The 13,858-nt window shown below is 32.8% G+C and carries 28 protein-coding genes; all 28 read left to right on the forward strand.

The window, feature by feature from the left end:
• Nucleotides 1-422: 422 nt before the first annotated feature.
• A complete protein-coding gene (gene rpsJ / locus J418_RS0110260; RefSeq protein ID WP_017752976.1) occupies nt 423-731 on the forward strand; it encodes a 30S ribosomal protein S10 in 309 nt (102 codons plus the stop codon).
• Between the two features lie 79 nt (nt 732-810).
• Nucleotides 811-1,440 carry a 50S ribosomal protein L3 gene (rplC, locus tag J418_RS0110265; protein WP_017752977.1) on the forward strand — a complete coding sequence of 210 codons (630 nt, stop codon included), beginning with the start codon at nt 811-813 and terminating at the stop codon, nt 1,438-1,440.
• Nucleotides 1,441-1,464: 24 nt separating this feature from the next.
• Nucleotides 1,465-2,085, forward strand: coding sequence for a 50S ribosomal protein L4 (gene rplD, locus J418_RS0110270; protein ID WP_017752978.1), 621 nt, complete (start codon nt 1,465-1,467; stop codon nt 2,083-2,085).
• Nucleotides 2,085-2,381: a 50S ribosomal protein L23 gene (rplW, locus tag J418_RS0110275; RefSeq protein ID WP_017752979.1), complete on the forward strand. Its 297-nt coding sequence runs from the start codon at nt 2,085-2,087 to the stop codon at nt 2,379-2,381. The genes rplD and rplW overlap by 1 nt, the downstream gene beginning before the upstream one ends.
• Before the next feature lie 62 nt (nt 2,382-2,443).
• On the forward strand, nt 2,444-3,277 hold the full coding sequence (rplB, locus tag J418_RS0110280; protein ID WP_017752980.1) for a 50S ribosomal protein L2: 834 nt from the start codon (nt 2,444-2,446) through the stop codon (nt 3,275-3,277).
• 66 nt (nt 3,278-3,343) lie between these two features.
• Nucleotides 3,344-3,646, forward strand: a complete 303-nt coding sequence (rpsS, locus tag J418_RS0110285) for a 30S ribosomal protein S19 (protein WP_017752981.1) — start codon at nt 3,344-3,346, stop codon at nt 3,644-3,646.
• A 23-nt stretch (nt 3,647-3,669) separates the two neighbouring features.
• Nucleotides 3,670-4,005, forward strand: a complete 336-nt coding sequence (gene rplV / locus J418_RS0110290; protein ID WP_017752982.1) for a 50S ribosomal protein L22 — start codon at nt 3,670-3,672, stop codon at nt 4,003-4,005.
• 17 nt (nt 4,006-4,022) lie between these two features.
• A complete protein-coding gene (gene rpsC / locus J418_RS0110295) occupies nt 4,023-4,694 on the forward strand; it encodes a 30S ribosomal protein S3 (RefSeq protein WP_017752983.1) in 672 nt (223 codons plus the stop codon).
• A gap of 17 nt (nt 4,695-4,711) precedes the next feature.
• A complete protein-coding gene (rplP, locus tag J418_RS0110300; protein WP_017752984.1) occupies nt 4,712-5,155 on the forward strand; it encodes a 50S ribosomal protein L16 in 444 nt (147 codons plus the stop codon).
• Entirely contained in the window at nt 5,145-5,357 is a 213-nt protein-coding gene (gene rpmC / locus J418_RS0110305) for a 50S ribosomal protein L29 (protein ID WP_017752985.1), read from the forward strand. Before rplP ends, rpmC begins: the two co-directional genes overlap by 11 nt.
• Before the next feature lie 19 nt (nt 5,358-5,376).
• Nucleotides 5,377-5,631: a 30S ribosomal protein S17 gene (gene rpsQ / locus J418_RS0110310; protein WP_017752986.1), complete on the forward strand. Its 255-nt coding sequence runs from the start codon at nt 5,377-5,379 to the stop codon at nt 5,629-5,631.
• Nucleotides 5,632-5,654: 23 nt separating this feature from the next.
• On the forward strand, nt 5,655-6,023 hold the full coding sequence (rplN, locus tag J418_RS0110315; RefSeq protein WP_017752987.1) for a 50S ribosomal protein L14: 369 nt from the start codon (nt 5,655-5,657) through the stop codon (nt 6,021-6,023).
• 18 nt (nt 6,024-6,041) lie between these two features.
• Nucleotides 6,042-6,359: a 50S ribosomal protein L24 gene (gene rplX, locus J418_RS0110320; protein ID WP_017752988.1), complete on the forward strand. Its 318-nt coding sequence runs from the start codon at nt 6,042-6,044 to the stop codon at nt 6,357-6,359.
• A gap of 21 nt (nt 6,360-6,380) precedes the next feature.
• The gene (rplE, locus tag J418_RS0110325; RefSeq protein WP_017752989.1) at nt 6,381-6,926 is read left to right on the forward strand and encodes a 50S ribosomal protein L5; all 546 of its coding nucleotides are present in this window, start codon (nt 6,381-6,383) and stop codon (nt 6,924-6,926) included.
• 12 nt (nt 6,927-6,938) lie between these two features.
• Nucleotides 6,939-7,124, forward strand: coding sequence for a type Z 30S ribosomal protein S14 (locus J418_RS0110330; protein ID WP_017752990.1), 186 nt, complete (start codon nt 6,939-6,941; stop codon nt 7,122-7,124).
• Between the two features lie 31 nt (nt 7,125-7,155).
• Nucleotides 7,156-7,554: a 30S ribosomal protein S8 gene (gene rpsH, locus J418_RS0110335; RefSeq protein ID WP_017752991.1), complete on the forward strand. Its 399-nt coding sequence runs from the start codon at nt 7,156-7,158 to the stop codon at nt 7,552-7,554.
• A gap of 30 nt (nt 7,555-7,584) precedes the next feature.
• Nucleotides 7,585-8,127, forward strand: a complete 543-nt coding sequence (rplF, locus tag J418_RS0110340) for a 50S ribosomal protein L6 (RefSeq protein ID WP_017752992.1) — start codon at nt 7,585-7,587, stop codon at nt 8,125-8,127.
• A gap of 19 nt (nt 8,128-8,146) precedes the next feature.
• Nucleotides 8,147-8,506, forward strand: coding sequence for a 50S ribosomal protein L18 (gene rplR, locus J418_RS0110345; protein WP_017752993.1), 360 nt, complete (start codon nt 8,147-8,149; stop codon nt 8,504-8,506).
• Between the two features lie 16 nt (nt 8,507-8,522).
• The gene (gene rpsE, locus J418_RS0110350) at nt 8,523-9,020 is read left to right on the forward strand and encodes a 30S ribosomal protein S5 (protein ID WP_017752994.1); all 498 of its coding nucleotides are present in this window, start codon (nt 8,523-8,525) and stop codon (nt 9,018-9,020) included.
• Between the two features lie 12 nt (nt 9,021-9,032).
• Complete coding sequence (rpmD, locus tag J418_RS0110355) at nt 9,033-9,212, forward strand: 50S ribosomal protein L30 (protein ID WP_017752995.1); 180 nt, start codon at nt 9,033-9,035, stop codon at nt 9,210-9,212.
• A 21-nt stretch (nt 9,213-9,233) separates the two neighbouring features.
• The gene (gene rplO / locus J418_RS0110360) at nt 9,234-9,674 is read left to right on the forward strand and encodes a 50S ribosomal protein L15 (protein ID WP_026093979.1); all 441 of its coding nucleotides are present in this window, start codon (nt 9,234-9,236) and stop codon (nt 9,672-9,674) included.
• A gap of 1 nt (nt 9,675) precedes the next feature.
• Nucleotides 9,676-10,956: a preprotein translocase subunit SecY gene (gene secY, locus J418_RS0110365; protein WP_017752997.1), complete on the forward strand. Its 1,281-nt coding sequence runs from the start codon at nt 9,676-9,678 to the stop codon at nt 10,954-10,956.
• 23 nt (nt 10,957-10,979) lie between these two features.
• Complete coding sequence (locus J418_RS0110370; protein WP_017752998.1) at nt 10,980-11,648, forward strand: adenylate kinase; 669 nt, start codon at nt 10,980-10,982, stop codon at nt 11,646-11,648.
• Complete coding sequence (map, locus tag J418_RS0110375; RefSeq protein WP_017895538.1) at nt 11,629-12,387, forward strand: type I methionyl aminopeptidase; 759 nt, start codon at nt 11,629-11,631, stop codon at nt 12,385-12,387. Before J418_RS0110370 ends, map begins: the two co-directional genes overlap by 20 nt.
• 174 nt (nt 12,388-12,561) lie before the next feature.
• The gene (gene infA / locus J418_RS0110380) at nt 12,562-12,780 is read left to right on the forward strand and encodes a translation initiation factor IF-1 (RefSeq protein ID WP_017753000.1); all 219 of its coding nucleotides are present in this window, start codon (nt 12,562-12,564) and stop codon (nt 12,778-12,780) included.
• A 16-nt stretch (nt 12,781-12,796) separates the two neighbouring features.
• Complete coding sequence (gene rpmJ, locus J418_RS0110385; RefSeq protein ID WP_017753001.1) at nt 12,797-12,910, forward strand: 50S ribosomal protein L36; 114 nt, start codon at nt 12,797-12,799, stop codon at nt 12,908-12,910.
• 154 nt (nt 12,911-13,064) lie between these two features.
• Nucleotides 13,065-13,439, forward strand: coding sequence for a 30S ribosomal protein S13 (gene rpsM / locus J418_RS0110390; RefSeq protein ID WP_017753002.1), 375 nt, complete (start codon nt 13,065-13,067; stop codon nt 13,437-13,439).
• Between the two features lie 12 nt (nt 13,440-13,451).
• Complete coding sequence (rpsK, locus tag J418_RS0110395) at nt 13,452-13,850, forward strand: 30S ribosomal protein S11 (RefSeq protein WP_017753003.1); 399 nt, start codon at nt 13,452-13,454, stop codon at nt 13,848-13,850.
• Nucleotides 13,851-13,858 lie beyond the last annotated feature (8 nt).

Genomic DNA, 13,858 nt, shown 5'->3' on the forward strand with positions numbered 1-13,858 from the left:
TTACTTCTATTGTTGAATAATTTGTTTGTAAAAATTAAAAAGCATATCACTTTTATTAATAGGATAGGACTTTTTTAAATGAGTTATAAAGATAAAAGAAAGGACGCTTTTGATTATCTTTATAACTTATTTTTATAAAATTATATTTATGTATTTATATAAAAAGTAATTTTATTTTTTACTTGTAAATTAAAAAAATATATAGTATAATTAAGAAGTTGTATTATTATAACAGTGATGATGCAAGAGGTTGCCGGGCTTCCGGGTAATTCTTGATTGAACTAATCTAGGTCTTTGAACCAGATGACAGTGGTTCTGTGAAGTATTCCTTGGCTGTATAATGAAACGCCAGGAACAGTTTATAGAATATATCTACTGTTGTACGTAAGAAGCAAAGCGTGCATGAAAAGGAGGGAAATTAAATGGCAAAACAAAAAATAAGAATAAGATTAAAGGCTTTTGATCATAACATATTAGATCAATCGTCAGAAAGAATTGTGGAAACAGCTAAATCTACTGGAGCCAAAGTAGCAGGTCCAGTACCATTGCCAACAGAGAAGGATGTTGTTACAGTACTTAGAGCTCCACATAAATATAAAGATTCAAGAGAACAATTTGAAATAAGAACACATAAAAGACTTATCGATATTATAAGCCCATCACCTAAAACTGTAGATGCTCTAATGAGATTGAATCTACCAGCAGGTGTTGATATTGAAATTAAATTATAATTGTAATAGAGAGTAAAACTATTACGAACTATTATGATTGCATTATGTGATCCGCTAATATGTTGAGGAGGTGTATCGAATGAAGAAGGCAATACTGGGTAAAAAACTTGGTATGACTCAGATATTTGATGAAAATAAAAAGGTGGTACCTGTTACTGTTATTGAAGCAGGTCCATGTGTGATAATACAGAAAAAAACTATAGAAAAAGATGGATATGAGGCTATACAAATAGGTTTTGATGATATAAGAGAAAAACTTGTAAATAAGCCACTTAAAGGACATTTTCAGAAGTCAAATGTAGCTTTAAAGAGATTTGTGAAAGAATTTAAACTTGAAGACATTGATTCCTATGAAGTTGGTCAAGAAATAAAGGCTGATATTTTCGAAAAAGGTGATAAAGTAGATATATCAGGAGTGTCAAAAGGTAAGGGATTCCAAGGAACAATAAAAAGATGGAATGCTCAAAGAGGGCCTATGTCTCATGGTTCTAAGTTTCATAGAGCAGTTGGTTCAATGGGGGCTGCATCAGATCCATCAAGAACATTTAAAAATATGAAAATGCCAGGACATATGGGTAATGTAAATTCAACAGTGATAAATTTACAAATTGCTAAGGTGATTCCTGAAAAGAACCTTATTTTAATAAAGGGTGGAGTACCAGGACCTAACAAAGGATTTGTAACTATAAAAAGTACTATAAAAGCTTAGTTTTAATAGAAAGGAGGATACAGAATGCCTACAGTAGGATTATTTAATAAAGAAGGAAAAAAAGTTGGAAATTTAGAATTATCTGACAAAGTATTTGGAGTTGAAGTTAATGAATATGCACTTCACCAAGTAGTTGTTGCATTACTTTCAAATAAGCGACAAGGAACTCAATCAGCAAAAACAAGATCTGAAGTTTCTGGAGGTGGAATTAAGCCTTGGAGACAAAAAGGAACAGGTAGAGCAAGACAGGGTTCAATAAGAGCTCCACAATGGATTCATGGTGGTATAGTTTTTGCAGTTAAACCTAGAAGTTATAGGATATCAGTTCCTAAGTCCTTGAAAAAAGTAGCTATGAAATCTGCTCTTACTAGTAAAGTTAAGGAAGAACAGATAGTAGTTTTAGATGATTTGAAAATCGATGCTCCAAAAACAAAAGATATGGTAAGCGTATTAAATGCTTTTGAAGCAAAGAAAACATTAATAATTACAGCAGAGTCTGATCAGAATGTATATAGATCAGCAAGAAATATAAGTGGAGTTAGAACATTGCCAGTAAATAACATAAATGTATATGATTTATTGAAATTTGACAAACTTATAATAACAAAGGATGCTGTATCAAAAATTGAGGAGGTGTATGCATAATGAAGTATACTGATTATGATATCATAAGAAGACCAATTGTAACTGAAAAAACAATGGCTTGCATGACTGATAAAAAATACACCTTTATAGTTGATATACGTGCTACAAAGCCAATGATAAAAAAGGCTGTGGAAGATATATTCGATGTAACTGTGGAAGATATAAAAACAGCAAAATATATAGGAAAAACTAAAAGAGTTGGCGTTCATGTAGGAAAAAGACCGGATTACAAAAAAGCTATAGTTAAACTTTCAGAGGATAGCAAAACTATAGAATTTTTTGATGGAATGCAATAATATATAAAGCATGTATTGGTTTTAGATAACCAGATAAGCGCAAAGAAGGAGGGAATACCATAATGCCAGTTAAAGGATTTAAACCAACCACACCTTCAAGAAGAAATATGACTGTAAGTACATTTGAAGAATTAACTACAAGTGTACCAGAAAAGTCACTTCTTAAAGATTTGAAGAAAAGTGGTGGAAGAAACTCAAACGGTAGAATAACAGTTCGCCATATTGGTGGAGGAGCAAAAAGAAAATATAGAATAATTGATTTCAAGAGAGACAAGGACGAAATACCAGCAAAAGTTGCAACTATAGAATATGACCCAAATAGATCAGCATATATTGCACTTATAAATTATGTAGATGGAGAAAAAAGATACATAATAGCTCCAGTAGGATTAAAGGTTGGAGATGTTATAGTTTCAGGACCAAATTCAGATATTAAGGTTGGAAATTGTCTTCCACTTGTAAATATACCTGTTGGTACAATAATTCACAACATAGAACTTCAAAAGGGCAGAGGAGCTCAACTTGTGAGGTCAGCTGGAGCATCAGCTCAACTTATGGCTAAAGAAGGAAACTATGCAACACTTAGATTGCCAAGTGGTGAAATGAGATATGTTAGAATTGAATGTAGAGCTACAATAGGAATAGTTTCAAATTTAACACACGAAATAGTTAATTTAGGAAAAGCAGGAAGAAGAAGACACTTGGGAGTAAGACCAACAGTAAGAGGATCTGTAATGAATCCTAATGACCATCCACATGGTGGTGGTGAAGGTAAATCACCAGTAGGTCATCCAGGACCACTTACTCCTTGGGGTAAGCCAGCTTTAGGATATAAGACTAGAAAGAATAAAAAGTATTCAGATAAGCTTATAGTTAAAAATAGAAATAGTAAATAGTTTGAAGAGAATATATATTCTCTTCCTTAAACTATTTTTATGTAATTAGTGAAGGGAGGCTAAAAATTGAGTAGATCAGTTAAAAAAGGACCTTATGTTCAAGAGGTATTATTAAAGAGAATAAATGATATGAATAAAAAAGGTGAAAAAAAAGTTATAAAGACATGGTCAAGAAGTTCAACTATATTTCCACAGATGATAGGTCATACTATAGCAATTCATGATGGAAGAAAACATGTTCCAGTATATATATCTGAAGATATGGTAGGCCATAAACTTGGAGAATTTGCATTAACTAGAACTTATAGAGGACACGTTATAAAAACTGAAAAGACAACTACTGTTGCAAGTCCGGTTAAAGCAAACTAGTAGTTTGAAAGGAGGTAGAAAATATGGAAGCTAAGGCTATAGTTAAATATGTAAGAATGTCTTCAACAAAAGTTGAGATAGTTCTTAATTTAATAAGAGGGAAAGCTGTAAATGAAGCATTTGCTATTTTAAAATATACTCCTAAAGATGCAGCTGTAGTAGTTGGTAAATTGCTTAAATCAGCAGTAGCTAATGCCGAAAATAATTTGGACTTAGATGCTAATAATTTGTATATTTCTGAGACATATTCATGTCAAGGCCCAACATTAAAAAGATTTCAACCACATGCTCAAGGAAGAGCGTTTGGTATAAAAAAGAGAAGCAGCCATATAACTTTGGTAGTCAAAGAAAAAGAATAGTAAAAGGAGGGAAATATATGGGACAGAAAGTACATCCACACGGTTTTAGAGTTGGTGTAATTAAAGAATGGGATGCTAAATGGTATGCTGATAAGAAAAATTTTGCAGATAATTTAGTTGAAGATAATATTATAAGAACTTTTGTAAAAGAAAGAACTAAAATAGCAGGAGTTTCAAAAATTCAGATAGAAAGAGCTGCTAAGAGAATTAAGTTGAATATATTCACAGCTAAGCCTGGAATGGTAATAGGAAAAGGCGGTCAAGGAATAGAAGCACTCAAAGTTGAATTACAGAAGATAATTAAAGGAAAAACTATATTGATTAACATAGTTGAAGTAAAGTCAGCAGAAGCGGATGCACAACTGATGGCTGAAAATATAGCGGTTCAACTTGAAAAGAGAATTTCATTTAGAAGAGCTATGAAACAGACAATACAAAGAGCAATGAGGTCTGGAATTAAGGGAGTTAAAACTACTTGTTCGGGAAGACTTGGCGGTGCAGAAATAGCAAGAGCTGAATCTTATCATGAAGGCACGATCCCTCTTCAGACTCTAAGAGCTGATATAGATTATGGATTTGCAGAAGCAGATACTACTTATGGAAAAATCGGAGTAAAAGTTTGGACTTATAGAGGAGAAGTGCTTCCAACTAAGAAAAATGCTGAGAGTAAAAAAGAAGTTAATGCATAGGAAAGGAGGAATACGATATGTTAATGCCTAAAAGAGTTAAACATCGTAAAGTACAACGTGGTAGAATGAAAGGTAGAGCTACAAGGGGTAATTTCATAGCATATGGAGATTATGCTATACAGGCTACCGAGTGTGGTTGGATTACAAGCAATCAAATAGAAGCAGCAAGAATAGCTATAAATAGGTATATTAAAAGAGGTGGAAAACTTTGGATAAAAATTTTCCCTGATAAACCAATTACCGAAAAGCCAGCAGAAACTCGTATGGGTTCTGGTAAAGGTTCACCAGAATATTGGGTAGCAGTTGTTAAGCCAGATAGAGTATTATTTGAGTTGTCAGGTGTAAGTGAAGAAATAGCTAGAGCAGCTATGAGACTTGCAGCCTATAAATTACCTATAAAAACTAAATTTGTAACTAGAAAAGATTTTGAAGAAGTGGGTGGTGAAAGTAATGAAGGCTAAAGAATTGCAAGAATTAAGACAGAATAGCCCTCAAGATTTACAGGCTAAATTAGTTGATTTCAAATCTGAATTATTTAATTTGAGATTTCAATTGGCTGTAGGTCAGCTAGAAAACCCAATGAGGATAAAAGAAGTAAAAAGGTCTATAGCACAAGTTAAGACTATCCTTAGAGAAAATGAACTAAGGATATTAGAACAGTAGATTGAAGGGAGGTTGTCATGTGGAAAGAGGAAATAGAAAGACAACAATAGGTAAAGTTGTTTCTGATAAAATGGATAAGACGATAGTAGTGTCTGTAGAAACAAAAGTTCGACATCCACTATATGGAAAAATAATTAACAGAACTACTAGATTTAAAGCTCATGATGAAAGTAATGAAGCGAATATTAATGATAGAGTGTTGATAATGGAAACTAGGCCTTTATCTAAGGATAAGAGATGGAGACTTGTTAAAATAGTTGAAAAAGCTAAATAGGTAAGTTGAAAGGAGGTATTTCAATGATTCAGCAACAGACATTGTTGAAAGTTGCAGATAATTCTGGCGCTAAAGAAATTATGTGTGTTAGAGTATTAGGTGGTTCCAAAAGAAAGTGGGGAAACATCGGAGATATAATAGTTGCAAGCGTTAAAAGTGCAACACCAGGCGGAGTTGTTAAAAAAGGAGAAGTTGTAAGAGCAGTTATAGTAAGATCTGTAAGAGGTCTAAAGAGAACAGATGGCTCATACATAAAATTTGATGAAAATGCTGCAGTTTTAATAAAAGATGATAAGCAACCAAGAGGAACTCGTATCTTCGGACCAGTTGCAAGAGAGCTAAGAGATAAGGATTTTACAAAAATATTATCATTAGCACCTGAAGTTCTATAAGATAAGGAGGTGTCTATAGTGGCAAAAGTGCATGTAAGAAAAAAAGATACAGTTATGGTGATATCGGGAAAAGATAAGGGAAAAATTGGCGAAGTATTACAGGTAAATCCAAAGGCTGGTAAAGTTATTGTAAAAGATGTAAATGTAGTTACAAAACATCAAAAACAAAATAAAGCCAATGTAGAAAGTGGCATAATCCATAAGGAAGCGCCAATATATAGTTCTAAAGTGATGCTCTATTGCAATAAATGTAAAAGTGTTACAAGAATAAGTCATAAAATATTGGACGATGGAACAAAAGTACGAGTATGTAAAAAGTGCGGAGAAACATTCTAATCTTTGAAAGGAGGGCAAAATATGAGTTCAAGATTAAAAGAAAAATATAATAAAGAAATAGTTTCTGCTTTAGTAGAAAAGTTTAAATATAAAAATGTAATGCAGGCACCAAAGTTAGAAAAGATAGTTATAAATATGGGTGTTGGAGAAGCTAAAGATAATCCAAAAGTTTTAGAATCAGCAGTAAGTGACTTGACTATAATTACAGGTCAAAAGCCTGTTTTAACCAGGGCTAAGAAGTCAGTAGCTAATTTTAAAATAAGAGAAAATATGCCAATAGGCTGTAAAGTTACTTTAAGAAAGCAATATATGTATGAATTTGCAGATAAGCTAATTAATGTTGCGCTTCCAAGAGTTAGAGATTTTTCAGGAGTCTCTGATAAATCTTTTGATGGAAGAGGAAATTATTCATTAGGAATTAAAGAACAGTTAATATTTCCTGAAATAGAATATGATAAAATAGATAAAGTAAGAGGAATGGATATAATCTTTGTTACAACTGCTAATACTGATGAAGAAGCAAGAGAATTACTTAGATTCCTTGGTATGCCATTTGCTCAAAATTAGGGAGGGAAGAATTTGGCACGTAAAGCTTTGATAGAAAAATGCAAGAAAACACCAAAATATCCAACTAGAGCTTATACTAGATGCAGAATATGTGGAAGACCACATTCTGTATTAAAAAAGTATGGAATATGTCGTATTTGTTTTAGAGAACTTGCATATAAAGGTGAGATACCTGGGTGCAGAAAAGCAAGTTGGTAATTGTTAATATAGATGAAAGGAGGCACAATAAATGGTAATGACTGATCCTATCGCAGATTTACTTACACGTATAAGAAATGCAAATATTGTTAGACATGAGATAGTAGAAGTACCTTCTTCAAACATTAAGAAGGCTATATTAAATATAATGCTTCAAGAAGGATATATAAAAGATTTAGAAGAATATACAGATGGCTCTATTAATATGATAAAATTTTCCATGAAGTATGGTGAAAATAAACAGAGAGTTATAACTGGATTAAAAAGAATTTCAAAACCAGGATTAAGAGTTTATTGCAGAAAAGAAGAAATTCCTAAAGTATTAAATGGACTAGGGGTTGCTATAATATCAACTTCTGGGGGAATTGTTACGGATAAAGAAGCAAGAAAATTAGGAGTAGGCGGAGAAGTACTTTGTTACATATGGTAATGTCCTACGAATACCACAGGAGGTGTAATAATGTCAAGAATAGGGAAGCTTCCAATAGCTATTCCAAATGGCGTAACAGTTACAGTGGCACCAGAAAATTTAGTTACTGTAAAGGGGCCTAAAGGTCAGCTAGTTAAAGCTTTAAGAAAAGAAATGAATATAGAAGTTGAAGATAACCATGTAGTAGTTAAAAGACATGATGATGAAAAACAAACTAGAGCTTTGCATGGATTAACTAGAGCACTTATAAATAATATGGTACTTGGAGTTACAGAAGGATATTCTAAAACTTTGGATTTAATAGGAGTAGGATATAGAGCTCAACTTAAAGGTAAGAAATTAGTTATGAATCTTGGATATTCACATCCAGTAGAAGTTGAGGCTATTGAAGGAATAAGTTTTGAAACACCAACTGCTAACCAAGTAGTAATAAAAGGTATAGATAAAGAATTGGTTGGAGATGTAGCAGCAGACATAAGAAATTGGAGAAAACCAGAACCTTATAAGGGAAAAGGAATCAAGTATCAAGATGAACATATAAGACGTAAAGAAGGTAAAACTGGTAAGAAGTAGTAGAAAGGAGTGAACCTGTATGTTTAAGAAAGATGACAAAAAAAAGTTAAGAAAAAAGCGTCATCTAAGAGTTCGAAAGAAAATTTTTGGAACTTCAGAAATACCAAGACTTGCAGTTTATAGAAGTGAAAAGAATATATATGCTCAAGTAATAGATGACATTGAAGGAACAACTTTAGTTTCTGCATCAAGCCTTGATAAAGACTTTGAAGGAATAGGAAGCAATAAAGAAGCTGCTAAAGTTATAGGCGGAATTATTGCTAAAAGAGCTATTGAAAAGGGAATTAACAAAGTTGTGTTTGATAGAGGCGGATATATATATCACGGAAGAATTCAAAATCTTGCAGAAGGTGCAAGGGAAGCTGGTTTAAAATTCTAAAAAAGGAGGGAAATTAATGAGAATTGATCCTAGCACTTTAAATCTTAAAGAAAAAGTTGTATTTATAAATAGAGTTGCTAAGGTTGTTAAAGGTGGTAGAAATTTTAGATTTAGTGCACTTGTTGTAGTTGGAGATGAAGCAGGACACGTAGGTGTAGGAACTGGTAAATCTATAGAAATACCTGAAGCAATTAGAAAGGGCATAGAAGATGCTAAAAAGAATTTAGTTGATGTTGCAATAGTTGGTACTACTGTACCACATGATATAATTGGCGAATTTGGTACTGGAAGAGTACTTATAAAAACTGCATCAGAAGGAACAGGAGTCATAGCTGGAGGCCCAGCTAGGGCAGTACTTGAACTTGCAGGATTAAAAGATGTTAGAGCAAAGTCACTTGGAACCAATAATCCAATAAATATGGTAAATGCCACTATTAACGGTTTATCAAGATTAAGAACAGCAGAACAAGTTGCTGTACTTAGAGGTAAAACTGTTGAAGAAATTTTAGGTTAGGAGGTAATACCTTTGGCTAAAATTAAAGTAACTTTGGAGAAAAGTTTAATAGGAAGAAAAAAGGATCATATAGCTACAGTTCAGGCACTTGGATTAAGAAAGATTAGAAGTGTAGTAGAAAAAGAAGATACTCCTCAAATAAGAGGTATGATAAACAAAGTGAGCTATCTTTTAAAAGTTGAAGAAGCATAATAAGAGGAGGTGTGAATGCAAATGAAACTTCATGAATTAAAGTCTGCACCAGGATCAAGAAAGGCACCTAAAAGAGTTGGCAGAGGTACTGGTTCAGGATTAGGTAGAAATGCCGGTAAGGGTGAAAACGGACAGAAGGCTAGATCTGGTGGAGGAGTTAGATTAGGATTTGAAGGCGGACAAATGCCATTGTTCAGAAGAATACCTAAAAGAGGCTTTACTAATATATTTGCAAAAGAATATTCGCAGATAAATATTGACAGATTAAATATATTTGAAGATGGAACAGAAGTAACTCCACAGTTACTCTTACAGAAGAGAATAATTAAAAAATCTAAAAATGGATTAAAAATACTTGGAAATGGTGAGTTAAATAAAAAACTTACAGTAAAAGCAGCTAAATTTACCAAAGCTGCAGCAGAAAAAATAGAAGCTGCTGGAGGAAAAGTTGAGGTGATATAGGGTGATTGCAACCTTACGTAATGCCTGGAAAGCTCCGGAAATACGAAAAAGATTATTATTTACACTATTTATGATAGTAATTTTCAGGATGGGAAATTTTATTCCTGTTCCTGGAATCGATACTGCGAAGTTAGCAAGTTTAACTAAGGGAGGATCTTTAATTAATTTTTATGATCTTATATCAGGAGGAGCATTAAGTAGATTTAGTATATTCGCCATGGGAGTTGTCCCATTTATTAACTCTTCCATTATAATGCAGCTACTTACAGTTGCTGTACCTCGTTTGGAACAGTTGTCTAAAGAGGGAGAAGAAGGAAGAAAGAAAATACAGGAATATACAAGATATGCATCTGTTCCTTTAGGCATAATACAGGGCTTTAGTATATATGCTATAATAGCTAGTGCTGGAGCACTTGTAGATCCATCCAATAAGTTAAATATGTTTATAATAATACTTACTGTAACAACGGCTTCTACATTTTTAATGTGGTTTGGCGATAAAATTACTGAACATGGAATTGGAAATGGAGTTTCTCTTATAATATTTATAAATATTATTTCAAGATTTCCATCTACAATGTCTGGAATTTTAAAACTTCAGCAGACTCAAATAGTTAATTTTGTTGAAGTAATTGGTTTCTTGGCAATTATAGTAGTGCTTTTTGTAGCTGTAGTGGTTATGAGTTTATCTGAAAGAAGAATTCCTATTCAATATGCAGGTAAAACTGCTGGTGGAAGGATGTATAAGGGTCAATCAACACATATACCTATCAATGTTAATGGATCGGCAGTTATAGGAATAATATTTGCTATATCTGTTATGCAATTTCCAATGACTATAGGACAATTTTGGCCTAACTCATCTTTTTATAAATTTGTAATGACAGGAAGCTTTAGCCCATTTAAACAAAGTAGTTGGGAGTATGCATTACTATATTTTCTGTTGACAATCTTTTTTACATGGTTTTATACTCAAGTAACTATGAAGCCAGAAGAGATGGCAGAAAATATGAATAAATCTTCGGGATTCATTCCTGGAATAAGACCAGGTGAACCAACAGCTGTGTATATAGAGAAAGTATTGACGAAAGTAGCAATTTTAGGAGGCGGATTTGCAGGAATAATCGCAATAGCTCCTATAGTTGGAGAAGCTTTCACAAACTTTAAGGGTATATATTTTGGTGGAACTGGGTTGCTTATAATAGTAAATGTTGCAATTGAAACCATGAGACAAATAGAATCTCAATTAGTAATGCGTCATTATCATGGATTCTTAAAGTAAAGATAATTTTGGAGATGATGCAATTGAAAATAGTTTTGTTAGGACCTCCGGGAGCTGGAAAAGGTACTCAAGCTAAGTTTATTAGTGAAAAATATTCTATACCACATATATCTACAGGAGATATTTTCAGAAAAAATATTGCGGAAAAAACTCAGCTTGGACTGAAAGCAAAAAGTTATTTGGATGCAGGCAAATTAGTACCAGATGAAGTGACTATAGATATAGTGAAAGATAGATTAGGGAATGAAGATTGTAAAAATGGATTTTTGTTAGATGGATTTCCCAGGACAGTAACTCAAGCAGAAGCTTTAGATTTATTCTTAGATAATAAAGATCAAAAAATAGATACAACATTACTTATAGATGTTCCTAAAGAATCAATTCTAGAGAGAATGACTGGAAGAAGAGTATGTTCATCTTGTGGTGCTAGTTATCATGTGAAATTTAATCCTACTAAAGTAAATGGCAAATGTGATATTTGTGGTGGGGATGTAGTACAAAGGAAAGATGATACGGAAGTAACTGTTAAGGATAGATTAAATATATATGATGAGCAAACACAACCTTTAATAGGTTATTATAAGAAACAAAACAAACTATCTACAATAAATGGTACTGGAGATATAAATGAAGTTTTTAAAAGAGTGAAAATCTCTTTGGAGGCTTATTTGGATGATAATAATAAAAACTAATAGAGAAATTGAATTTATGAAACGCTCGGGGAGAGTGGTATCTGATACACTGGAAAAGATCTATGGATCAATAAAGCCAGGGATAACTACTTATGAATTGGATAAAATTGCAGATGAATATATAAGATCTCAAAATGCAATTCCATCATTTAAAGGTTATTGTCAGTTTCCAGCATCTATATGTACTTCAGTTAATGATGAAGTAGTTCATGGGCTTCCATCAAAGGATAAAATCTTGATGGAAGGAGATATAATAAGTATAGATTGTGGTGCCATACTAGATGGATATCATGGAGGTGCAGCTAGAACTTTTCCTGTTGGAAATGTTTCTAAAGAAGCACAAAGTTTAATAGATACAGCTAAAGAAAGTTTTTTTAAGGGTGTAGAGCAAGCTATAGTAGGTAATAAGCTTACTGATATATCTCATGCCATTCAACAATATGCTGAGAGTCTCGGATATTCAGTTATAAGGGATTATGTAGGTCATGGCATAGGTCGTGACATACATGAGGAACCTGAAATACCAAATTTTGGTGCACCGGGAAGAGGCCCTAAGCTTATAAAGGGTATGTGTTTAGCTGTAGAACCGATGATTAGTATTGGAAAACATAATGTCAAAGTTCGACAAGATAACTGGACAGTTGTAACTGTAGATGGAAGTTTATCAGCACATTATGAAAATACAATTGCTATATTGGAGAATGGAGCTAAAATAATAACCTTAGATAAACAGGAATAGTTATATTGGAAAAGTAGTTTTATCTAGATTTAAAAGAAGAAACTTAAACATTTGACTTTTACAAGTTGTATGGTTCATAATAAAAAAATTTGGATAATAATGCTATTGTTACAAACTCCATGATAAAAAGTTTTTTGCAATCTTACGACAAGAACAAGGAGGTTTGATTGCCTTATGTCAAAAGATGATGTTATAGAAATGCAAGGTACAGTTGTAGAATCTTTACCTAATGCAATGTTTGAAGTAGAATTAGAAAGCGGACATAAAATATTAGCACATATATCTGGTAAATTAAGAATGAACTTTATAAGAATACTACCAGGCGATAAAGTTACAGTAGAACTTTCTCCTTACGATTTAACTCGTGGAAGAATAACCTGGAGAGCAAAGTAATTAAGGAGGATTAGCTATGAAAGTGAGACCATCAGTTAAGCCCATGTGTGAAAAATGTAAAGTAATAAAGAGAAAAGGAAAAGTAATGGTAATATGTGAAAATCCTAAACACAAACAAAAACAGGGCTAACTTGAACAAATTAATATTTTAGTTAATATTGTTTTAAGGTGCGGCTGTAGCAGAATAAAATATTTCTGCTTACCTTAGAACTTTATATAAAAATAGAATTATTTAGAAATAATCCTTAACAAACCAATTAGATAATCAGGAGGTGTAATTTAATATGGCAAGAATATCAGGTATTGATTTGCCAAAGGAAAAAAGAGTAGAAATAGGAATAACATATATATATGGAATAGGCTTATCAACTGCTCGAAAAATTCTTAAAGAGACAGGAGTAAATCCTGACACAAGAGTAAAAGATTTAACAGAAAAAGAAGTTAATCTTTTAAGAGATTATATAAAGAATTTGACAGTTGAGGGAGACTTAAGAAGAGAAAGAGCTCTTAATATAAAGAGATTAATAGAAATAGGTTCATATAGAGGAATAAGACATAGAAGAGGTCTTCCTGTTAGAGGACAAAAGACAAAGACAAATGCAAGAACTAGAAAAGGACCTAAGAAATTAGTGGGAGCAAGAAAAAAGAAAATAGTATAAGGAGGTAAATAGATGGCAGCAGGATCTAAAGTCAAAAAGACAAGAAGAAGAAAAGAAAGAAAAAATGTTGAACACGGTTGTGCTCATATAAAATCAACTTTTAATAATTCAATAGTTACTATAACTGATGCTGTTGGAAATACTTTATCCTGGGCTAGTGCAGGTGGTTTAGGTTTTAGGGGCTCGAGAAAAAGTACTCCATTTGCTGCACAAATGGCAGCTGAAACTTCAGCTAAGGCAGCTATGGAACATGGATTAAAAAGTATTGAAGTATATGTTAAAGGACCAGGAGCAGGTAGAGAAGCAGCTATAAGATCTCTTCAAGCTGCAGGCTTGGAAGTTACTTTGATTAAAGATGTTACTCCAATACCACATAATGGTTGTAGACCACCAAAAAGAAGAAGAGTTTAGTAATAGGA

The organism is Clostridium tyrobutyricum DSM 2637 = ATCC 25755 = JCM 11008, assembly GCF_000359585.1.
Taxonomy (GTDB): Bacteria; Bacillota; Clostridia; order Clostridiales; family Clostridiaceae; genus Clostridium_B; species Clostridium_B tyrobutyricum.